Origin of the sequence: Leptolyngbya sp. AS-A5 (assembly GCF_039962495.1) — a bacterium.
Classification (GTDB): Bacteria; Cyanobacteriota; Cyanobacteriia; order Leptolyngbyales; family Leptolyngbyaceae; genus Leptolyngbya.
Window position 1 is genome coordinate 1 of record NZ_JAMPLL010000040.1, and the last position, 23,250, is coordinate 23,250.

The following is a 23,250-nucleotide window of genomic DNA, read 5'->3' on the forward strand; positions in this document are numbered from 1 at the left end:
ATGTAGCACGGGAGATTTATCACATCATTCGCAAAACGCGCTCAACTTCCGAAGTGCCTGACGTGACTCAGGCTTAAGAACACAAAAAACACTTGACATCTATAGGAGCATCAATACCGTTGGGAATAGTGGGACGTCGAGTTCAGCAGTAAATTCGTCCGTCAAGTTCCAGCAACAATGCCCTGACATTTACCCATCCCAATTTTGATATAGCCTTCCTCTTCACAATAAGCCTGAAGCGTAACTTCATCTCCTTCTACTAAAAACGATCTCATTTCTCCACTCGGTAACACGATCAGCTGTGTTCCTCGTCGCGTCAGTTCTAACAAGCAGCCTTGAGCTTCTGCCTCATTGCCTGAAACCGTTCCGCTAGCAAATAAATCCCCAGGACGAAGGTTGCAGCCATTACTAGCGTGATGAGTTAGCATTTGTGCCACTGTCCAATACATGTGTTGGAATCTGCTCTGGCTTAGACACACAGGTGCTATTTTCTCTTGACGCATTCGTGCAGAAGACAACATTACTTCTAGCCTTATGTCAATACCACCTGTACTTTGATTTGTAGATGATCTGAGATAAGGCAGGATTGGTGGATCATCGGCCGACCTTGCAAATGCAGAGCCTCGAAATGGGGCAAGAGCTTCCATCGTCACAATCCAGGGAGAAATTGTAGTGGCAAAGCTTTTTGACAGAAAAGGGCCAAGAGGCTGATATTCCCAAGCTTGAATGTCTCGTGCTGACCAATCATTCACGAGGCATAAGCCGAATAGATGGTCTTCTGCTTGATCGATCAAGATTGTATCTCCTAATTCATTCCCCCTTCCTACAAAGCAACCGACTTCAAGCTCATAGTCCAACATTTGAGAAGGGGCAAACGTCGGAGTTGAGCTGTTTGCTTGTTTCTGCTGACCGTAGGGACGTTTGATAGAAGTGCCAGTAGGAACAATTGACGATGCCCGCCCGTGATAAGCGATCGGGACATATTTATAATTTGGCAATAGGGGATTGTCGGGGCGAAATAGCTTACCAACATTGGTTGCGTGAAAAATAGAGGCGTAGAAATCTGTGTAGTCGCCGATCGTTGCAGGTAAAAGCAGTTGTGCGTCTGACATCGAAACAAGGATTCTGCTATCGGGAGCTTGTCCAACACGAAGTAATTGACTGAGATGATGGCGCAAGCGTAAGGAGGCTGTTTTTCCCAGCGCCATCAATGAGTTTAAAGTCGAAGCACAGCACACAGCTTTCAAAGCGTCTGGTAGTTCCTCAAGTAGCCCAAGCTTTTGACAAGCCATTAGATCTAGAATTTGATCGCCGATCGCAACCCCAATATGAGGTGTTTCAGAGCGACCTCGTTCTTGAAATACTCCGAAAGGGAGATTCTGAATTGGGAAATCAGTGTCAGCTTGATTTGCGGAGTTAACCCAACTCCGTAAATTTGGATCGTGAGTGGAATCAATCGCGCAGATCATAAAAGTTTCAAGTCGTAAAGTTCATGAATGGGTTCTTCAAAAGAACAAGAACCGAACGATCGAAAGAATTGTTGTCGAGAATGCTCGATCACCAATATCGGAAGGGAGAACTCATGCCAACCTATTTCGATATCGCTCAGTTGAAATGAATCGATCGACGATTCCTCAAGGATTGCCACAACTTCATTCAGTGGGATGGCTTGTTGATAGGCAAAGGCTGAAGCGATCGCAACATTCAAAAAACCGTGCATTGTTGTGGAAGTTTTGTTCGGGGCATGAGTGAAGCAATGACCTCGTAAGGCATGATGTAATCCAGCTGTTGCCTTGAAGGGAATTCGAGCATTCGCTAAAGACAAAATGCGCTGTCCCAGTTGTGTACTATCAGGAAACGCATCGCTAATGATACCGCCTGTTCGCAACTTTGCACCTGCTCTGATTTGGTGCAGAATATCCAGGTAGGGTTCTAAGTCAACATTAAACGGAATTTCAAAAAAAGTATCTACTTCAGCAGGTATTTCTAACCTGATTGATTCAATTTCGACAGGCGGGAGTGGGGCGACTTCCAAGGCGCTAATCTGAATAGAAGGCTTATAGTCTCTTTTAGTTGCTTGATATATCTGCTCCAATTCTGATCGCCAGTTTTTAGACACAATCACGCTTAATGACCAGGGCTGAGATGAAGAGGCATCTTCAGAGGGCAGAAGCTTGATGAACTCTGAAAGACGAGTAGCAGGCAAAACGAAGCGATCGAGCATCGAGCAATGTGGAGAAGAGTGAGCGCGATCGTAAATATTTATTGCTTCAGATAGGCTTAGCTGTGCAGGGGGAAAAATTCCAGCATAGTCTACAATCCGCGCAAGAAGTTGTTTGAGCGATGTTAACACTCGGCTGCACCTCCTTTAGTGAACAATCTGTGCAGGAGATTTGATTTATGTCTTAAGCACTCTCTTAAATCTATCCTTGTGATTAGTAACTCCGAAAAGTTAAATCTATAATTTAATTATGGCTTCTCAGATTGGTTTAGTAACACTAATCTTGAGAAGCCTTAGGAATCCACAACCTAAACACCGCTTCAAAGCCGTTTGGTAGCTGCAATTAGATTCACAAATTTTCACAACTTCTTCTTTACAGTTGCTAGCTACTTTAGGCGTTACTATCTTTCCTCTGTTCAGGAGGAGCATAATGGCTGAGTTATTTCCCATTTTATGTTTTGATCACCTTGAGTTCCATGTTGGCAACGCGAGGCAAGCAGCAAGTTTTTATGAAACTTTCTTCAAATTCACAAACACAGCGTATCGAGGCTTAGAAACAGGGAGTCGCAAAGTTGCCTCGCATGTCATGGAGCAAGGCGCAATTCGATTAGTTCTGAGTACAGCGCTTAACTCTGATCATCCTATTGCTCGGAGTGTACTGAAGCATGGCGATCATGTCGCTGTGATTGCAGTGCAAGTACCTAATGTAGTGGATGCTTATCAACAAGTGACTGCACGAGGGGCGATCGCTGCAATACCGCCGACTCTTACCGAAGATGAAACGGGAATTTTGCAGTATGCAGCGATTCACATCTACGGAGATATCCTTCTCAAGTTTGTCGATCGACAGAACTATCAAGGCATTTTTGCACCTCAGTTTCAACCTCGACATTCAGTTTTACCCAATCATGAAGCAGGTCTTCAAACCATTGATCATATTGTCGGCAATGTTGAACAAGGTGCAATGGAACATTGGGTGAAGTTTTTTGCCGACACAATGGGCTTTCAGTTATTAGTTCACTTTGATGACACAGCCATTTCGACTGAATATTCAGCATTGATGTCTAAAGTGGTGCAGGATGGCTCTGGCAAAATTAAACTCCCAATTAATGAACCTGCCTTAAGAAAAGGAAAATCGCAGATTCAGGAGTATTTGGAATTTCATCAAGGGGCTGGAGTTCAGCATATTGCCTACTCAACTCACAACATTGTGGAAACGGTCACACAGCTAAAACAGGCAGGCGTTGAGTTTTTGCATGTGCCAAGCTCCTACTACGAAGATTTAGAAACACGAGTTGGCAAGATTGATGAATCGATCGATCGTCTAGCAGAACTCGGAATTTTAGTCGATCGCGATCAGGAGGGGTATCTATTACAAATTTTCACACAGCCTGTTGAAGACCGTCCTACGTTGTTCTTTGAAATCGTTGAGCGTCACGGTGCTCAAAGCTTTGGCGAAGGCAATTTCAAAGCGTTATTTGAGGCGATCGAACGTGAACAAGCCCTTCGAGGAAATCTCTAGGCAGAAGTTAGAAATCACGGTATCAAGCAATGACGTACTATTACCAGCTCGGTACAATTCCCCACAAGCGACATACCCAATTCCGTGAGCCAAATGGTTCGCTCTATCACGAAGAATTGATGGGCATTCACGGCTTTACGGGTATTCAATCGCTGCTCTATCATTTGCACCCGCCAACGCAAGTTTATAAGGTGTTTCTAGAGCGGACGATCTCGCTGGAGTTTGAAGAGTTTGGGGCACTCCGCCACCGTCATTTGCAGACTCAGAAAGCATTGAGTAAAGGAGATGCGATCGCATCTCGCATTCCTCTAATGGCAAATGGAGATGTCTGTATTTCAGTTGCACAACCCACGGAGCTTATGTCGTATTGGTATCGATTTGCTCACGGTGATGAAGTCATCTTTATTCATGAAGGGAGTGGATTACTAGAAAGCCAGTACGGTCAGTTGCACTATCATCCGGGGGATTATTTGGTGATTCCAACTGGAGTCATGTGGCGGATTTTGCCTGATAGCAATATGACTCAACGCATGTTAGTGATCGAAGCACAAGGACACATTGAGCCGCCTGCTCGGTATCTGAATCGATACGGTCAATTTCTGGAACATGCACCTTACAGTGAGCGAGATTTGCGCCCACCAGAAACATTAACTCCACACGATGAGATGGGTGAGTTTGAAGTGCGGGTCAAAGCTCGCGATCGCATTACGACCTATCTTTATCATCATCATCCACTCGATGTTGTAGGTTGGGATGGCTATCTCTATCCTTACGCCTTCAACATTGCTGACTTTGAACCCGTGACTGGACGCATTCATCAACCGCCACCAGTACATCAAACTTTTGAAGCACCGGGGTTTGTCATTTGTTCGTTTGTCCCTCGGTTGTTTGACTACCATCCGCTCGCCATTCCTGCACCCTACAACCATTCCAATGTCGATTCTGATGAAGTTCTCTACTACGTCGAGGGAAATTTTATGTCTCGCAAAGGGATTGAGCGATCGTCGATTACGGTACATCCGAACGGCATTCCGCATGGTCCACATCCAGGTATGTATGAAGGCTCGATCGGCAAAGAGCGCACTGATGAACTTGCTGTCATGATCGACACGTTTCATCCGCTAGAACTGACTCGACAAGCAGTTGAGCTAGAGGACATGCAATATCTCTACAGTTGGGCTGCTTGAGGGCAGCCCCAGGTTCGTTTCACAAGGAGGAAACTCTCTCTATGGCTCCGGTTCTCACTATTTTCTCTACACGTTTATCTATCTCCGATCGAATTCAGGAGCGCCTGCATCGGGGGAAACTAACTCAGCAACAAGTTGATGACTTCCAGGACTTTCTTCACCAAGTTGAGCGTGACTTTTTGCAGCATCCTATCATCACTGATAACGCTTATACTCGCTGGCTTCAAGCAGGTAACGCGACAGATGAGCAATTACGGCATTTTATTCGCCAGTTCTCTGTTTTCTCGAATCAATTTCTGATCGCAGCATTATTGAAAGTCATTAACTCGCCAACGCTTCAGCAATCGCGAGCAAGCCGCGAGGTTTTACTGAATGAGCTAGGCGTTATTTATCGTAAGTTGCAAGGAACGGACAACGTACAAACGCTCAAAACAGAGGAGGAAAAAGATCGAGAAGGCGATCCTGAAGTGGTCAGCACAGAAGGAACGGTTGATGGCGGGATCTGTCGCTTTCGGGCGGCGCATTTTGAGTGGTTAGCGACTGTTGCAGAAGGGATTGGTTTGCACTATGAGGAGATTGGTCAGCGGAAGCACGGTAGTTCGACCACGCTACACTTTTGTGATGAATTGCAGCGTCTTTATGGAAGTGATGATCCGAATGTAGCGGAGGGTGCTAGCTTTGCAGTTGAAAATTGGGCGGCGGCAGGATTTTGGCAAGAGCTAGAAGATGGATTGACGCGCATCAAACAAACTCGGCATCCACATCTGCGTTTAGCTTTCTTCACTTGGCATAATCGCGTGGAAGCTCAACATGCAGAACATACTTTAGAAGAACTCGAAGCCGTGTACTTCAAGCCAGAGTTCGATCTCGCTAAATTCATTCAGGGAGGGCAACAAATTCTAGATGCGATCGCAGTTTTTTGGAATGGGTTGGAGCACGATCGCCATCAGGGCATTCAGGACTGAGGAAGCAGCAATGCACCAAGCACTCTCTCCCGCATGGGTTCCATCCGTCGAACAAATTCGAGCGACCAACATTGCAGCACTGATGGAGAATTTGAAGATTCACACCTATGCAGATCTGCATTCTTGGTCAACTCGCGATCGCGCGGCTTTCTGGGAGGTGATGATTCAACGGCTTGGAATTTGTTTTCGGGAGCCGTATACACAAATTGTTGACTTATCACAGGGTGTAGAATTTCCGCAATGGCTTGTGAATGCTCAATTGAATATTGTCGAAAGTTGTTTTCAAGCTGGTGAAGACAAAACCGCGATCGTCTTTCAGACAGAAGGCGGCTCGCTCCAAACTTGGACTTACAAGCAATTACAGTCCCTCACAAATCGGGTTGCGAATAGCTTAGTCAAATTAAGATTTCAGCCTGGTGATGCAATTGCGATCGCGATGCCAATGACTGCTGAATCCGTAGCAATTTATTTAGGAATTATCAAAGCGGGTTGTGTCGTCGTGTCGATTGCGGATAGTTTTGCAGCGATCGAAATTGCAACTCGAGTACGTATCGCGAACACTAAAGCAATTTTTACTCAGGACTTCATTTATCGGGGTGGAAAGCAGCTACCGCTATATCACAAAGTTGTTGAAGCTAAGGCTCCAAGAGCGATCGTACTTTCTCAACAGCCAGCTTCAACGGTTGAATTGCGATCTGATGACTTAACTTGGAGTGATTTTCTCAGTATGAATGAAGTCTTTGATGCAACTCCAACATCTCCCACAGCGCACATCAATATCCTGTTTTCTTCTGGCACAACCGGAGATCCTAAAGCAATTCCCTGGACACAAACAACACCGATCAAATGTGCAGTTGATGGGCATTTGCACCAAGATATTCATTCTAGCGATGTCGTTGCTTGGTCAACCAATTTAGGATGGATGATGGGACCCTGGCTAATCTATGCAAGCTTGATTAACCGCGCGACGATCGCGCTTTATGACGGCGCACCGACGACGCGAGAACATGGTCAATTTATCCAGGCTGCTCAGGTTACTATCCTGGGTGTTGTGCCGAGTTTAGTCCGAGTTTGGAAAACGACCGATTGTATGCGGGGACTGAATTGGAGCGCAATTAAAGCGTTTAGCTCGACAGGCGAATGCTCTAATTCTCAGGATATGCGGTACTTGATGTCTCTCGCAGACAACAAGCCAATCATTGAGTACTGTGGTGGTACTGAAATTGGCGGAGCTTACATCACGGGCACTCTTGTTCAGCCTTGTATTCCAGCAACTTTCACAACGCCTGCGCTAGGCTTAGATTTTACAATTCTGGATGCTGATGGTCGTCCTGCAGATGAAGGGGAAGCCTTTATCATTCCCCCCGCGATCGGACTTTCTACAGAATTGTTGAATAAAGACCATCATCAGATCTATTTTGCTGACGGACTTGAGCAATTGTCTTTGCGTCGTCATGGTGATTATCTGAAGCGATTGCCGAATGGTTACTATCAAATGGGTGGTCGTGTGGACGATACAATGAATTTGGGTGGAATTAAAGTAAGTTCTGCAGAGATTGAACAAGTGCTAAACACGGTTGCAGGCATTCGTGAAACGGCAGCAATTAGCACTCCGCGCAATGCTCAAGGTGTAGTGATTTCTGAAGGCGGACCGAGCCAGCTTATTGTTTATGCAGTTGTTGAGCCTAACATTCAGAAAACACATGCAGAACTCAAAGCATTGTTACAAACAGCGATCGCTCAACGCCTCAATCCGCTGTTTAAAATTTGGGACTTGGTGATTGTAGAGGCTTTGCCTCGCACTTCATCAAACAAAGTAATGCGGCGAGTTCTGCGCGATCAGTTCAACACAATTTACCTCATGAGGGTGTAACGCATGGAACTTGCAGAACGAATGAGTCGATTAGGAACAGAATCCGCCTTTGATGTCTTTGCCAAAGCACAACAGCTAGAAGCTCAAGGACGATCGATTATCCATCTAGAAATTGGGCAGCCCGACTTTCCCACTCCATTCCCAATTTGTGAAGCAGCATTTCGGGCAATGAAAGATGGCTATACAGGCTATACTCCGGCAGCTGGTTTGTTAGCATTGCGAGAAGCGATCGCTGAACATATTTCGACAACCAGAAATGTCGAAATTCACCCAGATGAAGTTGTCGTTACGCCTGGAGCTAAGCCGATTATCTTCTTCACGCTAATGGCGTTAGTGAATGAAGGGGATGAAGTAATTTACCCAGATCCAGGCTTTCCGATTTATCAATCGGTGATCAATTTTGTGGGTGCTAGAGGAATTCCTTTACCGCTACGTGAAGAAGTTGGGTTTCGCTTTCATCTAGATGATTTGATCAATGCAATATCAGATCGAACTCGCCTATTAATTCTCAATTCCCCTCAAAATCCTACAGGGGGTTTATTGCAAGTTGAAGATTTAGCGGCGATCGCAGAACTTGCCGATCGACATAATTTCTATGTTCTCTCCGATGAAATCTATTCTCGGATTCTCTATGAAGGTAAGCACATTAGCCTGATTCAATTTCCGGGTATGAAATCTCGCACTATCCTGCTGGATGGTCATTCTAAAACCTATGCAATGACGGGATGGCGGCTCGGTTATGGTGTTGTTCCTAAACACCTTGTTGAGGGAATTGTTCGTCTTATGATCAATTGCAACTCTTGCACTTGCGCCTTTACTCAGATTGCTGGCATCGAAGCGCTTCGAGGCTCACAAGAATTTTTAGATCAAATGGTCGCTCAGTTTCAGCGCCGACGAGATACTGTCGTCAATGGTTTAAACGCGATCGAAGGGATTCATTGCCTAAAGCCTGCGGGTGCATTCTATGTGTTCCCAAATGTGAAAAATTTACCTTTGCCGTGTAACGCGCTAGCGGATTACTTTCTCAATGAAGCAGGCGTTTCACTACTAGCGGGAACAGCGTTTGGCAAATTTGGCGACGGCTATCTCAGAATTTCTTATGCCAATTCATTAGAGAATCTTCAAACCGCGATCGACCGAATGCGATCAGCCGTAATGAAATTGTAGTCAGCTCATTTCCCTCACTATATGAGCATTGGAGGCTCTCTACTTGAGTATAAAAAGCTTAACAGGTGAGCCTCCAATGCTCATTACTTCAGTATAAAAAGCTCACTAGATGAGCATTGAAAGCTAATATCCTGAGTAATTTAGGCTCATGGCTTGAGTATTAGAAGCTCATCACCTGAGTAATTTAAGCTCATGACTTGAGTGTTGGAAGCTCATCACCTGAGTATTAAAAACTGACTATTTAAGCAATTTAAGCTCATAGAGTGGGCCTCTGAAGCTCATCACTTCAGTATAAACCGATCACCTATCGAGCTTCCAAAGCTGAGACACCGATCTCTGAGAATTCAAGCACTTCCCTCGCTTCGGTGTCTGCTTAACAAGATTCTGCACAACTAGCCCGATCAGAGGATCAGATTGTCACCAAGCGTTCCGCAACCTCATGCAACGTGTGCAATAACCGCTGAACTTCTGCGATCGTGTTGTAGTGAGTGCAGCCAATTCGCAAGAATCCTCCACTTTTCTCAATTCCGAGCCGTTGAGTGAGATTCAGAGCATAGAAGTTCCCATTCCAGATGAAAATGCCGCGATCGCCTAATATCCTTGCAATTTCAAAAGGAGAATAGCCAGCAATGCGAATTCCGAACGTCGGCGTACGCCAGGTCAATTGCGATCGCTCCGTGATGCCGTAGAGAGTCACCCCAGGAATTTCTAGCAAATGAGGGATCAAATATTCAGACAGCGATCGCTCATAGTTCTGAATTGCTAGCATTGCCGCAACAAGAGCACTCCGCCGATTTGTAACGATCGGTGAAACGTGCCTTCCTAACTCAGCTAAATACTCGATCGTTGCCACAGCTCCCGCAAGTCCCTCAAAATTCTGTGTTCCTGTTTCCCACCGAAATGGAACTTCTTCAGAAGCAGGACGAGGCTTGTAAGGCTGTAGCCGAGCTAAATGCTCTCGTTTGCCATAGAGAATGCCAACATGCGGCCCAAAAAACTTGTAGGCAGAGCAAACGAGGAAATCACACTCTAGCGATCGTACATCAATTAGCCGATGGGGCGCATAGTGAACTGCATCGACAAACACCCACGCTCCCACAGCATGAGCTAACTGAACCGCTCTTTTAACATCATTGATCGTGCCAACTGCATTCGAGGCATAACTGATTGCAACTAACTTTGTGCGTTCCGTGATCTGATGTTCTAAATCAAGCATGTCCAGAGTGCAGTTGTTCTCATGAATATCAACTGTGCGAACAATTACACCCCGTTCTCGAAGCGCTAACCAAGGCGCGACATTGGCATCGTGATCAAGGTTTGTAACAACAATCTCATCACCGGGCTGCAATTCTCGACCGATTGATCGACTCATTGCAAACGTGAGCGTCGTCATGTTTGCTCCAAACACAACCTCATCACTATGGCAGCCTAGAAAATCCGCAACTGCTAATCGGGCTTGTTCTACTAACGCATCAGTTCGCGCACTGGTCGCAAAAGCTCCGTGCAAATTAGAATTTGATGTCGTCAAGTAGTTTGCGATCGCATCAATCACCCCCTGCGGAACTTGAGTCCCACCGGGCCCATCTAAAAACGCGACTGGATACCCATTCATTTCTTGATGTAGGGCGGGAAATTGAGCGCGAATCCAATCTAGATCAAAAACAGTCATAGGACGCTCCAAACTCAATTCTCATCTGGCGGGAATAGTCCTGGACAGGTTAAAACAAATACATCTCTGGTTCCTTGCTCACCTGCAATCACATTGACAGGCGATGTGTAGTGAAAGTATTGAGCATCCCTGAATACGAGAAGTTCTCCCGGATTTAAGACTTTGCTAAATGCTGGAGGCTTGCCGTCTTTTGATTTATAAAGATGAGTTTCACCACCCCCAATCTTGTTGCGATCGACCGAGAAAATTCCAACAATATCGACACCATCCCGATGGATTCCCTCTGGAGCCGGATTACCAGATTGTTGAGGAGATGCAGTCGTGCGAATCTGATGAACTCCAATCTCTTGGGAAGTAGAACACAGTTGGCAGAACTGGAAAAACTCCCAAATCAATCGTTGAAAATCTTCTAGTTGAATTAACTCATCATCTAGCTCAGGATACTCTCGAATCACGTCTCCTAACAATGGGTTGCATTGCCTGCTCTGGAAAAAGCGACGGTGAGGTAACTTGATTAATCGATCGCCAACTATTTTGAAGTGAGAGAGCCGCCTAAATCGATAGCTACCTTCTAAGTAGGGATCGTTTGGGAGATGAGCAAACGACGGTTGGAACTTATCAACCTCGATCGCGGTTAACATCTCTAAAACATAACTTGCCAGACAATTTGCCTCTGGCCTAATAAATTCTTCTAGTTTAGATAGATTTAACATTTGACTTCCTCATTTCAGTCAACACAAGCAGATCAATAAATCGACTGCTTGTGAGCAAATCGCTGAATCAGAAACAACATGAGAGCAATCAAACTCCGGTTACTTCTAATCTAAATCCAGTGTGTCAAATATATGATGTTTTGTAGCGCTCTCTTGCGATAGTTAAGTTGCCAGAGTTAACAATGCAGTGTCAGTTACAAAACATCATACAGGCACTATGTTGAGGTAGAGAGTCTGATTACACCTGTCTACTTACTATTGTAATGAGGTTTTCATAAGATTGTCGATCCATAGCGAGTACCCCTCAGATTATTATTCATGTACTTGCTCTGCCGCAATTCTGTCTCTGCTGCTAGCGTTTCATCGGCTTTTAACGCTGCGATCTCGACCGGGTATGCAGCATTCTTGTAACCGTGATTACCCGTGAAGCATAAGTATACTCTGCCTTCAACTTCGTTGGGGTCAGGCAGTACGAGGATTTTGCAGGAATTGCCAGAGTCAGAGCTTTGAGGTTCTACAAGGATTGGCAGTTCCCGTGAAATAACTGAAAATAAAAGAAATCTCCTTAATCTAGCTGCACAAATCATCGGAGTCAGGAGATGAAACACGTAGACTCGAAGGCATTGGACCGATTAGAAGAATTGCTGGTAAGGCTTCGTTAATATCAGGGCTTGAAAGAAAAAAGCGTGAAATCTTCTACTGGAAATCCAATGCCTTTCTTCACTTTCATCAAAATCATGACCAGCTATTTGCTGATGTGCGAGTTGGTTCAGATTGGGAGCGCTTTCCAGTCAATACGCAACTTGAACAAGAGACATTCCTTACCCAGGTTGAGATTGAATTGCGAAAACAGGGCATTTAGGGATTTCTGTATTTAGATGGGAATTGGAGCGGAAAGATGAGTCAGCCAGGTATTGTCAACTTAACCGGAGATATTCAAAATTAAGCACAACAACCCCTCAGTCGTCAGGTTCGCTCAATTTTACGCGGCAGTTTTCAAACAAGCGACTTCTCGCCAATCATCGAAGCGTTGGCGGAGATGTTCTCGATATCGTTTCGCACTCAGTTCATGTTGTTTTGGGTGCAAAGTGTCCTCGAATTGGATTAAATGTAGATAGAAATCGTTGCGCTTGCCCTGGGGATTTGAATCGCCGCATTCGTCGCTCTCGGGCTCGCGTCGGTTGATGCGAGTTCTCGGCTCGATTGTTTAATCCCTTGTGCGCTCGATGTTCAACGTTCTTCATGACTCGCTTCTTGGCTGCCTCGTAACTTTTAAGTTTGTCAGTTACAATCACCCGTGGCACAAAGTTTTGGTTTTTAAGCAGTTTGCGGAAGAACCGCTCTGCCGCCTGTGTATCCCGATGCCGTTGCAGTAAGACATCCAAAACATTTCCCTCCGAATCCACTGCTCGCCACAAATAGTAAACTTTATCGGAAATAACAGCCAGTAGGAATTCAGAACTATGTTTCCTGCTCTCGTCAAACTAGGCGAATCTCAACTTGCGGTGGTCAAGGCGAAAATTGTGCAATCCACACGCCGTCTCCATTACCTGATCCACGTAGTTCTCCTTGCGGTTGCGAAATTTCTGCATCACAATCTGAGACCGCTTGATCCTGCCAATGTGATGCTCAATTGGCACGCGCTGTTTTGAAATCAGTCGATTCAGTTGTCTGTCCGCGTCGGTCAGTTCCTGATTGCACGGTTTCTTCTTCGGTTGCAATACAATCACGTCGCTGCGTGCAAATCCTTGAAAACCTGTATCCTGCCACAAGCGACTACCTTCGGGGAAGGTGTACCCTTCTTCGTTGGCTATCGCTTTATCATGCTTTTTGCCCTCATAGGTCGCACTCAGATACTTCACTTTGCCGCGTCGTTCAGCAATCAGATTGTTCTTGACTGCGTGAACTCTCTGTTTGCCGCTGTAGTACTTTTTTCGCCCCTCCTTATCCTGCGGACGATTAATTCTTCGGTCTGTGCCATCGAGAACAAATTCCAGCTGGACACTCGTTCAAAATCGCTTCAAGCTTGCGAGCGTCGCACTCTGGTAACTGTTTCTCATAGCCCAATGCTTGATTCAGCACCCTGCTCAACTTATGTATCCACTCATTCGCCTGTAGGGTACTGTCAACTTAACTGGATTTCGTTCTACTTATTGAGAATGAAGGCAAGTGAGGTCACGAAGAAATCAGTCTTTTAGCCTTTGAAAATTAGCCGATTTCTCAACAAGCAAGCCCTTGGGTGGTTAAGTTGATAATACCTTTTTGCGACACAGCCAACTTGACAATACCAGAATTGTTGAAGATATGTAGAGAGATTCTGCCTAAGTCCCCCTGTAGAGCTATTATATGAACAGCTTCATTCTAGGCGCTTTCACTAACCCACGCTTCACTGGGTTGTAGTGGATGTAGTTGCAGGGGGTGAGTTTCTTATCTTCAACCCAACCTACCGGAGATCCAGCGATCTCACTTTATTCTAACTGCCAAAGCTGATACCGCAGGGACTAAAGTTCATGCAGCAGCAGAGAACAAGTCACAACATTAGACCTCTGGTCAGTTTTCATACCCTTTAATTAAGGTAACAACATGAAAACCTCTAAGCTTCTGTCTACTAGAAGTATCTTCAACTCTTTTGTGCTTACTTTAGGTACAGGCTTAAGTTTGACATGGTTTTTAACACCTCCAACTCAGGCAGCTTATAACTCTGTAGGAGCAGCACAAATTGTCCGCCAAGGATATTGTCAAATCTTAAAGCGTCCTGCCCAAGATGCTGATTTAACTAACTGGGGGAGTCAGCTCAAAGGAAACATGACGGCAAAAGGCTTTGTTTATGCGTTAGTTGATTCTGCTAAATCGCAATGCATCTCTAGAAGATCTTCGAGTGGGCGAACAATACGTTAGACGAGAAGGACCCGGAGTAGTTGTGAATGGAATAATGAACAGTCCTGAGTATATGAGCAAGTGGGGAAGCCATAAGGTTCCTGGCAATGGGCGTACTCAATGTTAAGGTTGCTACTTCGTTAACCGTGAAAAACTGAAGTTCAAGTGAGGTAACTATGGCTACCATAAAAGGTTCACATTCTTTTAGGAAGTTTTTGACTTTAGCTACGGGATTCATTTCAGGGTTGTCTCTATCGAGCAGTTATTTGGCTGCAGCTTCTGAAGTTGCAGTCGCTCAGCAGCTGAGCCCAAACCTATTACGAAATGCTTCATTTGAACAAGGACTACAATACTGGGATGGTCCTGCAAGGGCCACTGGGTTGCACTCGTGCGAGAGTGGTCAAGCTCAAGGGGGCAAGTGCTATGCCTGGTTTGAGGATCCAAGTGGTGAGAGCATCTTCCAAGACATTCAAGGGGATTTTTCGGGCAAGTACAGAGCGTCAGTATTTGTGAAAGGTGGACCGGGCACTTTAGTCGTTTGGCGATGGTGTAGAGGTAGAGATGCGGCTGCCGATCACGTAGATTTTGGAGCTAGCCCAGGTTGGAAGCGAGTAACTGTTGTCACTAATCCCCAGGGGTGTGAAAAGTTGAAATTTGAAGTTTACCTCAAGGGCAGCAGAAATAGCGTTGACAACGCTGGTCTGTATTCAACCTTCTAAGTGAAAAAGCCAAGATTGTGATTGCTTTTGTGTTAGTTAGAAAGGTGAGGTGCGATCACTCTTAAGATTGAGACAAAAATGCGATCGTCAGACAACAAGAGCTAGATGTGCGATCGCTCTAAATATTTGAGGCGAAGGGGCTGTCGACCTTGCACTGAAGGCTAAAAATTTGGCTCCGGTGCAGGGCTTGTGATTTGTTAATTCGGGTTGTTAGTGAAAAATTGCGTGTAGTTCCTGATGTAGATGATCCAATTTTTTTAATCAGGCATAAAGATGGTTTTGTAGAGCAAAAGGCACTTGATTGAAGGGAGGACTCTCCATTATGAGAAAATCTTTTAATTCTGGTTTAATCGGCATTTTAGTAGGAATGAATGCATTAAGTGTTGAAAGCTTAATGCCTCCAGCAGTTCATGCCCAAGGCTGTCATTGGACGGATATCACCTGTAACCCGCACATTAGGAAGCATACAAGAGAAATTGCTGAACAGGCGTGGGGTGAGGCAGGGGCAGCAGCGTATCAGTCAGCTGCTCAATGGATGCGTGCGAATAACGGCAGCAGTCAAGGCTTTGACGAGACTCAGAACCGATACTTGCGACCCCATTTTGGAGATTTACTTGACCGTGTTGCGGTTGTATACAACGCTAACTTGATGGATGAATGGTCAGCGGGTGGCTACAGGATTCGTGTGGGTGGAGTAGAGTCTGCTGCTCAAACCTATTGCGAAAGAATTTACGTTAATGCCCCCTACAAACCCGGTGATTCTAGTCAACTTAAGTTGCTAGCTCATGAGCTTGTACACTCTAAGCAGTGTGAGCAATTAGGTGGTACAGGTAAATTTGGTTTCCATTATTTTAGGGAATACAAGAGAGCTGGACAGAATTACGAAAATAATAAGTTGGAGAGGGAGGCTTACGATTTTGGGAAGCAATTTGCCACTTGGCTTTCTAATCAATTAGCAAGTAATCCAGCTCCCATTATAGATTGGTCATTTGATGCGAGGTTCCGTGCCGTGAATGACTGGGCATCAAAACATAGTTATGTGAGTGCTTTCCCCAACTTTCATCAAGCTAATTCTGGAAGTGGACTGGTTTATGGTGGTGTGTTACTAAATTCTGGCACTGCAGTACTGCGGGATGTTCCGGTGGCGGAATTAGGCAATCCCTCAACTGACGAGGAGCGGTTCCGTGCTGTTAATGACTGGGCAGCGAGAAATGGTTATGTTGCTGGTTTTCCCAACTTCCATCAGGCTGACAACGGACAAGGAGTTGTCTTTGGGGTGGTCCTGTTGAATTCTGGCACCGCAGTAGTACGTGATGTGCCTATGGCTGAACTGGGAAACCCACAAACCAATGAAGATCGCTTTCGGGCTGTGAACGATTGGGCGATAAGACAGGGTTATGCGGCAGCTTTTCCCAATTTTCACCAGGCTGACCATGGACAAGGAGTTGTCTTTGGGGTAGTGCTGCTCAACTCTGGCACTGCAGTATTACGAGAGATTCCAGTATCTCAACTGCGTTAGAAAGCAGAGAACATCTATAGCAGCAATCTACGAAAGGTATTGATAAACAGTACTTAATCTAAGCTAGGATTCAGTTAAATGAAACTCAACTTCAAATGGCTCGGCATCACTACTGCTGCCTTGAGTCTGGTTCAAGCCTCAGCATTAGCAGCCAATCAAGACCAACAGATTCACAATGACTCTGTAAAATCCACTCCTGGCCTGATTGCCCAAGCTCAGTCTAATACCCTGGAATACTGGTTGCGTCCGGGTACGTCATTGTTCGAGTCAAAACGCTATCAAGGAGCACTAGCTGCCTATGACAAAACCTTGAAGTTAAAGTCGAACCCTGCTGATTTAGGAGGTCGTAGTCTTGTCCTTTCACAGCTTCCGGACTTTTCTCGCCCAATAGAGAAGAAGGTTCCTGGTTTCGGTGGCACCATTGTTAGTGGCTTTAGATACAACCCTAATACTAAAGAGATTGGCATCTTACTCAGTGGTGACCACTTGATTAAACCTATTATAGAAAAGCAGGGAGAACAAAGACCAAAAAACACTGATTACAACAGAGTTACTATTAAAGGCTTTCGTTATGTAGGAATAGATGTTGAACGCCGAGAAATCTTAGTAGATGCAAGAATTCGGTATCAGAAGTTAGAGAAAAAACCTTTGGGGGGGCTTTATACTACCTTTGATCAAGCAGCAGATGTCACTCTAGGTGCTAACTTTGAAGTCGAAAACCGCCAATTAAAAACTGGAACGTATATTCGAAGATTCAAGTCTGACTGGGCAAGCGGTCCACTAGGATTTATATATAGCATCTTTGATGCAGCATTCGGTGTCATATTGTGGGTAGCAGAAGGAGAGTTTGTCAAAATCAGTGACTATGGGGGTACTCTTGCTTCTGCCTATGTGAACTTAGCCCAGCCTCAGCGGCTGCTTGTAGACTCACTATTTAGTGAGGTTAATGAATGGAATTCGCAAGGTTTGGTTTATCTAAGTCAGACGGATTACGATCCTGACGGTATTTGGCTTTTGTTTAAGGCTGATCCGAATCAAGCACAGAAACTTTACCAACAGCTAGGAAATTTGGTTAATCATTATTTCCCTGATGTTAGCGTTAATAATCAGTTAAATCTTGTAGCTGCAAACACATCGCCTATTGCCGGCTTGTCATTTGATGCGAGGTTCCGTGCCGTGAATGACTGGGCATCAAAACATAGTTATGTGAGTGCTTTCCCCAACTTTCATCAAGCTAATTCTGGAAGTGGACTGGTTTATGGTGGTGTGTTACTAAATTCTGGCACTGCAGTACTGCGGGATGTTCCGGTGGCGGAATTAGGCAATCCCTCAACTGACGAGGAGCGGTTCCGTGCTGTTAATGACTGGGCAGCGAGAAATGGTTATGTTGCTGGTTTTCCCAACTTCCATCAGGCTGACAACGGACAAGGAGTTGTCTTTGGGGTGGTCCTGTTGAATTCTGGCACCGCAGTAGTACGTGATGTGCCTATGGCTGAACTGGGAAACCCACAAACCAATGAAGATCGCTTTCGGGCTGTGAACGATTGGGCGATAAGACAGGGTTATGCGGCAGCTTTTCCCAATTTTCACCAGGCTGACCATGGACAAGGAGTTGTCTTTGGGGTAGTGCTGCTCAACTCTGGCACTGCAGTATTACGAGAGATTCCAGTATCTCAACTGCGTTAGAAAGCAGAGAACATGAACTGCCACCCAGAATTCGGACAGGGCGCTAAGAGTAGTATCCTTGTTCAATGGAGGACTGTCCCCACGAGATACGCAACCAGTGCGAAGGTAAATGCTAGAAACAGGACACAGAGGGGTCTTGTCAACTTAACGAGAAAACCCCAGAATTAAGTACAATCGTTCCGCTACGATCACGATTTGTCTAATTTACGCGGCAGAGTTTAGGCAAGCAACATCTCGCCAATCATCGAAGCGTTGGCGGAGATGTTCTCGATATCGTTTCGCACTCAGTTCATATTGTTTGGGGTGCAAAGTGTCCTCGAATTGGATCAAATGTAGATAGAAATCGTTGTGCTTGTCCTAGAGATTTGAATCGCCGCATTCGTCGCTCTCGTGTTCGGGTCGGTTGATGCGAGTTTTCAGCTCGATTGTTCACCCCTTTGTGCTGTCGATGTTCCACGTTCTTCATCACGCGCTGTTTGGCGGCTTCGTAACTCTTAAGTTTGTCGGTAACCATCACCCGTGGCACGAAGGTTTGTTTCTTCAGCAGTTTACGAAAAAACCGCTCTGTTGCCTTGGTATCCCGATGCCGTTGTAGCAAGATATCCAAGATATTCCCCTCCGAATCTACTGCTCGCCACAAATAGTATTGCTGCTTTTTGATCGTTACCACTTCATCCAAATGCCATTTGTCCGCGATATACGGGCGTTTGCGCTGAAGCTGATTGGCATATTGCTGTCCGAATTTCTGACACCATTCTCGAATCGTTTCGTAAGTCACTTCGATCCCGCGATACAGCATCATTTTCTCGATATTCCGGTAGCTCAACGGAAAGGTGTAATACAGCCAAACACAATGGCTAATAATTTCGGCAGGAAATCGATGCCGGGAATACATGAGCAGGAAGTTGCGAACAAGGTTGAACCAGTACAATTATTCTACAGTCCAGTTAAGTTGATAATACCGAACTGGGTAAAGAAGTTGCCATTGAAGCCCAGCGTCTGGGGTTAGAAGTCATTGCAGTCGATAGCTATGCGAATGCGCCCGCGATGCAGGTCGCCCACTGATCGCATGTGATCAATATGCTGGATGGAGCACAGGTGCGGCAGATTGTTGAGCAGGAAAAACCGGGGCTGATTGTGCCGGAAGTCGAAGCGATCCTGGCGTGGAAAAAACCAAGTTGTGGTCACAGCTGGAAACGCAGGTGGGGTTTCTCTTTCCTATAACAACGCCACCTTTAAGCCGATGGGGGGTGCAGGAGAAGTCCAAACTGCGACCTTTCCGCCTACGCCTTAGTGCTTGAGTCCGCCGTTGGTCGGTTGAAGAACGGAGTCGCTCGATCTACAAATTTGGGAGGATATTGTCTACCGGATACTGATCAACGTGCTAGAAAATGGCAACCGAAGCGACTGTGCAGCAGGTAAAAACCAGATCGCAGCTTGCCCATCTGGAAATCTAATGATGTACTTCCAGTCCTCAACATCAGCGGCAGTTGAACGCAGCTCTTAAGCATTGCAGAATAGGCGAGTTATCGATGAGAAGGTTACCCAACATCGAGTTTGGATCAAGCGCTGAAGCTTGTGGTATGAACGCCGCAGATTGGAGAAGCGATGCATCAACCAGACACGATTGTGTGTGGTGAAACGGATAACTTGTGTCATCAGATCGTCAAGATAGATCGGTTTCATCAACCAAGCATCAAATTCTCCTATCAGCGTAGAGTTTGAGCCGCTGTCACCGATCCATGCCGTTACAGCAATGACTCGCGTTCGTCGCTGAAAGAGCATGTCATGCGTGCGAATGTGCTGCAAGAGTGTATAGCCATTAATTTCAGGGAGAGCAATGTCACAGATCACAATATCTGGGGAGTGCAGAGCAAATTGTTGGATCGCGTCGGGTCCAGTTGCAGCACACTGCACCCTTGCTCCCTCGCTCTCAAAGAAAGTTTCCAATAGTAGCCGTGTATCTTCGTGAGCATCGACGATTAAGAGACAGCACTTCGATAATCGATTCATAGCTTCCCTGTGGTTGTGAAGGCCCAGAAGTTGTCACCTTGCAAAGGCGCAAGCCAAGCTTTGCGGTGAAAAGTATACCTTTCAGCAGATGAAATTTTACTGACATTATCTAAGAAAGTGCAAGAATTTCTTGAAATTTCATATATAACTTTTCATTGAGTGCTGCGACTGCTCACACTGAGCAAATATTTCTTCATCATCCAAAGCAGCCATCACAATCCCACCCATTACTGAGGCTTTTCCGTAGGGATGCGATCATGAGCTCTATGACTAACCATTCGTAGGATATAGGGCAGCCTTTATAACTGCCTTGGTTTTGGTCTTTCAGTGCTCCTTAAACCACTTTGCTGGCTCGAAAGGAACGCATTATCTGGCTAACGTCAATGCTCAGTCTTAGCTATAATGTGTCCCTATACCTGAATGTGTCTCTATACCTAGCCGCATTCTGGAGATTGAGCAAGGGCGGCTCAACTTTATTGATAAGTCGATTTATTGAAGAAATATTGTCATGAGTAGTTTTCTTAAACCCCAACCACCTATCCAGGATCTCAACATTCCTTTAGAGCGGGATGTATTTCTGCGTACTTTAATTCGAGAGCTAGCGGGTACATTGCAAGATGTGGTGGGTTTAGAGGAAGCCTCAGGATTTATTAGTGTGGTTGGTCAAAATATGGGTCGGCAAATCGACCAGGACTATAAAGCAGCGCTCCAGGTCTCCCATCTTACCCAAGAGCAAGTGGCTGCTGTGTTTGTGGATTTGAAACGACGCATTCAGGGAGACTTTTATATTCTTGAACAAACAAACGAGAAAATTGTGCTCGGGAACCGAGCTTGCCCGTTTGCCGAAAAAGTTCTGGGTCGTCCCGCAATGTGTATGATGACCTCGAATGTCTTTGGGTCCATTGCGGCTGATAACCTCGGGTATGCCAAAGTCGAACTGCAAGAGACGATCGCGCTAGGTGCTCCCGGCTGTCGAGTCGTCGTCTACCTAAAGCCCACACCAGAGGCAGAAGCAAGTCACGGACGAGAATACTTTAAGGGAGAGAACGAGGGGTGACACCCGAACAGTTTCTAGAATTTGCAAGACCGCTACCCGAACCCATGCTCTTGGTGACCGGACAGGGACAGATTCTTGCTGCCAATCCAGCCTTCACCTGCCTGTTTGGGATGTATCAGCAGCCCCTGCAAGCAAAGGCACTCTTTGAGATTGCCACTGACTCTGCTGAGAAGATTAAACAGTATCTACGCGCCTGCTCTGGCAGCCGAGATATAGTACTGGGCTCACTCACCTTCAGGAGCAGGCATGAAGAGCCTTGTGTCTATCGCTGTGAAGGAGCCGTGATTCGACCCTGGTCCCTCGAATCGCCGGCACTCATTTTCTTGCGTTTGAAAACTCAGGAATCCGCCAGTCGCCGCTTCACCCTACTAAACCAGAAGATCGATGAATTGGCAAAAGAAATCCGGCAGCGGAAACGGGCGGAAGAAGAGCGAGCGCAACTTCTGATCCAGGAGCAGCAAGCCCGCGCAGAAGCCGAACGGCTCAGTCGCTTGAAGGATGAATTTCTCTCGACAATTTCCCATGAATTGCGGACTCCGCTCAATGCCATTCTTGGTTGGGCTCAGATCCTGCGGACAAGCAAGGTTGACGAAGTCAGGATGCATCGAGTTCTCGAAACGATCGAGCGGAATGCTCGGTCTCAAGCTCAATTAGTGGAGGACTTGCTCGATATTTCCCGGATTATTGCCGGAAAAATCCGTCTCAATGTGCAAACAATTGTGCCCGTGTCGATGATTGAGGCAGCGATAGAGACGGTACAACCCGCTGCCGATGCCAAGCACATCTGCCTGCAAACGGTGCTCGATCCAGCCGCTGGTCCTGTTTTAGGGGATTCAGAACGGTTACAGCAGATTGTCTGGAACTTACTTAGTAATGCGATTAAGTTCACGCCAAAACAGGGACGAGTGCAGGTTTGCCTGCAACGCATTAACTCTCATATTGAGATTATTGTGTCTGATACCGGTCAAGGCATCAGCCCTGATTTTCTCCCTTATGTCTTTGATCGCTTTCGCCAAGCAGATGGTTCCATTACCCGTTCCTTTGGTGGACTTGGATTGGGCTTAGCGATCGTCCGCCAACTGGTCGAACTGCATGGTGGAACTGTACATGCGGAAAGCCCTGGCGAGGGACAAGGGGCAACGTTTACGGTCAAGCTTCCCGTAATGGCGGTTGGAGCAACCAGCATTGGAAGTGAATCCGAGCGGGTGCATCCAGCAGTGAGCGGTACAGTTGAGTTTGACAGTTCCCCACGGCTCGATGGTTTGCGGCTCCTGATTGTAGATGACGACGCGGATATGCGGGAGTTACTCGCCTACACACTTGAAGCTTGTGGCGCAGAAGTGATTGCGGCAGCGTCAGCCGCCGAAGCAATAGCAATTCTGACTGCATCTGCAGCCTCGCTCCACCTATTAATCAGCGATATCGGAATGCCCGATGAAGACGGATATAGGTTATTGCACCGCATCAGAGCCTTACCAACGGAGCAAGGCGGACGGATTCCTGCGGTTGCCCTGACTGCGTATGCCAGAACTCAAGATCGGACTGCTGCACTGTTAGCTGGCTTTCAGTCTCATCTTGCCAAACCAGTTGAACCGGCTGAATTAGTTGCCGTAGTTGCCAATTTGGCTGGACGAATCGAAGGGGCTTCCCAACCAAGCTGACGCGAAAGCCATTAGCTAGAGTGTTTGAGTGGTTCCGTCCAGGGGGTGACAACGGGGCTACAAAGCAGACTGGATCAAAGGATTTCAGAACATGTTCGTTCAACAACCCAGCCTTAGATCACCAGGATTGCCAAGTTGACTTTAGGCAGAAAAGTAAGCCAGGTTTAGCTCTGTTTCTTGAACGACACTAATGTGTCTCCACGACAAATAAAAAGTCACTGTACAGTTGCGTCGGCTTTGAGCATTTCAATATTGAAGGGAAAATCGGCATGGCCATTGCGGTTCACTCCACGAATCCGCTTTCCTTGTGAACCAGTTCCCGCGCAATTGCACTCCCCGTTCCACCACTGGCTCCAATGACGACATGCAATTCGTTTGATTTCATGAGATCTTCCTCCCAC

The 23,250-nt window shown here is 46.2% G+C and carries 17 protein-coding genes and 3 pseudogenes; 12 read left to right on the top strand and 8 right to left on the bottom strand.

All coding sequences use genetic code 11. The annotated features are described in order from the left end of the window. Nucleotides 1–161: 161 nt before the first annotated feature. Both fahA and NC980_RS23420 read right to left on the bottom strand, forming a co-directional pair. Entirely contained in the window at nucleotides 162–1,469 is a 1,308-nt protein-coding gene (fahA, locus tag NC980_RS23415; protein ID WP_190375354.1) for a fumarylacetoacetase, read from the bottom strand. Next, nucleotides 1,466–2,353, bottom strand: coding sequence for a hypothetical protein (locus NC980_RS23420; RefSeq protein WP_190375355.1), 888 nt, complete (start codon nucleotides 2,351–2,353; stop codon nucleotides 1,466–1,468). The genes fahA and NC980_RS23420 overlap by 4 nt, the downstream gene beginning before the upstream one ends. A gap of 298 nt (nucleotides 2,354–2,651) precedes the next feature. Here NC980_RS23420 and hppD point away from each other — a divergent pair, with 298 nt between their 5' ends. Genes hppD through NC980_RS23445 form a run of 5 tightly spaced genes read left to right on the top strand, consistent with a single transcriptional unit; the run spans nucleotide 2,652 to nucleotide 8,935 of the window. Further along, a complete protein-coding gene (gene hppD, locus NC980_RS23425) occupies nucleotides 2,652–3,743 on the top strand; it encodes a 4-hydroxyphenylpyruvate dioxygenase (protein ID WP_190375356.1) in 1,092 nt (363 codons plus the stop codon). A 29-nt stretch (nucleotides 3,744–3,772) separates the two neighbouring features. Continuing rightward, the gene (locus NC980_RS23430; protein WP_190375357.1) at nucleotides 3,773–4,930 is read left to right on the top strand and encodes a homogentisate 1,2-dioxygenase; all 1,158 of its coding nucleotides are present in this window, start codon (nucleotides 3,773–3,775) and stop codon (nucleotides 4,928–4,930) included. 41 nt (nucleotides 4,931–4,971) lie between these two features. Further along, nucleotides 4,972–5,895, top strand: coding sequence for a DUF3865 domain-containing protein (locus tag NC980_RS23435; RefSeq protein ID WP_190375358.1), 924 nt, complete (start codon nucleotides 4,972–4,974; stop codon nucleotides 5,893–5,895). Then, entirely contained in the window at nucleotides 5,834–7,768 is a 1,935-nt protein-coding gene (locus NC980_RS23440; protein ID WP_190375359.1) for an AMP-binding protein, read from the top strand. The genes NC980_RS23435 and NC980_RS23440 overlap by 62 nt, the downstream gene beginning before the upstream one ends. A 3-nt stretch (nucleotides 7,769–7,771) precedes the next feature. Further along, nucleotides 7,772–8,935 carry a pyridoxal phosphate-dependent aminotransferase gene (locus NC980_RS23445; protein WP_190375360.1) on the top strand — a complete coding sequence of 388 codons (1,164 nt, stop codon included), beginning with the start codon at nucleotides 7,772–7,774 and terminating at the stop codon, nucleotides 8,933–8,935. A gap of 409 nt (nucleotides 8,936–9,344) precedes the next feature. Here the strand turns inward: NC980_RS23445 and NC980_RS23450 are convergent, their stop codons facing one another. From NC980_RS23450 to NC980_RS23465, 4 genes and pseudogenes are all read right to left on the bottom strand, one after another. Continuing rightward, on the bottom strand, nucleotides 9,345–10,604 hold the full coding sequence (locus NC980_RS23450; RefSeq protein WP_190375361.1) for a cysteine desulfurase-like protein: 1,260 nt from the start codon (nucleotides 10,602–10,604) through the stop codon (nucleotides 9,345–9,347). Nucleotides 10,605–10,618: 14 nt separating this feature from the next. Further along, the gene (locus NC980_RS23455; protein ID WP_190375362.1) at nucleotides 10,619–11,317 is read right to left on the bottom strand and encodes a 2OG-Fe dioxygenase family protein; all 699 of its coding nucleotides are present in this window, start codon (nucleotides 11,315–11,317) and stop codon (nucleotides 10,619–10,621) included. A gap of 1,109 nt (nucleotides 11,318–12,426) precedes the next feature. Further along, nucleotides 12,427–12,774 (bottom strand): annotated as a pseudogene (locus NC980_RS23460) (DDE-type integrase/transposase/recombinase); the annotation flags it as partial. Between the two features lie 27 nt (nucleotides 12,775–12,801). Further along, complete coding sequence (locus tag NC980_RS23465; protein ID WP_190375377.1) at nucleotides 12,802–13,314, bottom strand: transposase family protein; 513 nt, start codon at nucleotides 13,312–13,314, stop codon at nucleotides 12,802–12,804. A 586-nt stretch (nucleotides 13,315–13,900) separates the two neighbouring features. On the opposite strand from NC980_RS23465, the gene NC980_RS23470 reads away from it, so the two are divergent. The 3 genes from NC980_RS23470 to NC980_RS23480 all read left to right on the top strand — a co-directional run bounded on the left by NC980_RS23470 (nucleotide 13,901) and on the right by NC980_RS23480 (nucleotide 18,118). Next, nucleotides 13,901–14,215, top strand: coding sequence for a hypothetical protein (locus NC980_RS23470; protein WP_190375363.1), 315 nt, complete (start codon nucleotides 13,901–13,903; stop codon nucleotides 14,213–14,215). 1,020 nt (nucleotides 14,216–15,235) lie between these two features. Next, a complete protein-coding gene (locus NC980_RS23475; RefSeq protein WP_190375365.1) occupies nucleotides 15,236–16,432 on the top strand; it encodes a hypothetical protein in 1,197 nt (398 codons plus the stop codon). Between the two features lie 78 nt (nucleotides 16,433–16,510). Continuing rightward, on the top strand, nucleotides 16,511–18,118 hold the full coding sequence (locus tag NC980_RS23480) for a hypothetical protein (protein WP_190375366.1): 1,608 nt from the start codon (nucleotides 16,511–16,513) through the stop codon (nucleotides 18,116–18,118). A gap of 204 nt (nucleotides 18,119–18,322) precedes the next feature. Here NC980_RS23480 and NC980_RS23485 read toward each other — a convergent pair. Next, a pseudogene (locus tag NC980_RS23485) lies at nucleotides 18,323–19,013 on the bottom strand (IS6 family transposase). A 71-nt stretch (nucleotides 19,014–19,084) separates the two neighbouring features. Between NC980_RS23485 and NC980_RS23490 the strand changes: the two are divergent. Together NC980_RS23490 and NC980_RS23495 are read left to right on the top strand one after the other, a co-directional pair. After that, nucleotides 19,085–19,276 (top strand): annotated as a pseudogene (locus NC980_RS23490) (phosphoribosylglycinamide formyltransferase 2); the annotation flags it as partial. A gap of 22 nt (nucleotides 19,277–19,298) precedes the next feature. After that, on the top strand, nucleotides 19,299–19,412 hold the full coding sequence (locus NC980_RS23495) for a RodZ domain-containing protein (RefSeq protein ID WP_190375367.1): 114 nt from the start codon (nucleotides 19,299–19,301) through the stop codon (nucleotides 19,410–19,412). A 209-nt stretch (nucleotides 19,413–19,621) separates the two neighbouring features. On the opposite strand, the gene NC980_RS23500 is transcribed toward NC980_RS23495, so the two are convergent. Then, nucleotides 19,622–20,131, bottom strand: coding sequence for a response regulator (locus NC980_RS23500; RefSeq protein ID WP_190375368.1), 510 nt, complete (start codon nucleotides 20,129–20,131; stop codon nucleotides 19,622–19,624). Nucleotides 20,132–20,639: 508 nt separating this feature from the next. Between NC980_RS23500 and NC980_RS23505 the strand changes: the two genes are divergently transcribed. Next, complete coding sequence (locus tag NC980_RS23505; protein ID WP_190375369.1) at nucleotides 20,640–21,188, top strand: methanogen output domain 1-containing protein; 549 nt, start codon at nucleotides 20,640–20,642, stop codon at nucleotides 21,186–21,188. Beyond that, nucleotides 21,185–22,849: an ATP-binding protein gene (locus NC980_RS23510; RefSeq protein WP_199298379.1), complete on the top strand. Its 1,665-nt coding sequence runs from the start codon at nucleotides 21,185–21,187 to the stop codon at nucleotides 22,847–22,849. The genes NC980_RS23505 and NC980_RS23510 overlap by 4 nt, the downstream gene beginning before the upstream one ends. Nucleotides 22,850–23,250 lie beyond the last annotated feature (401 nt).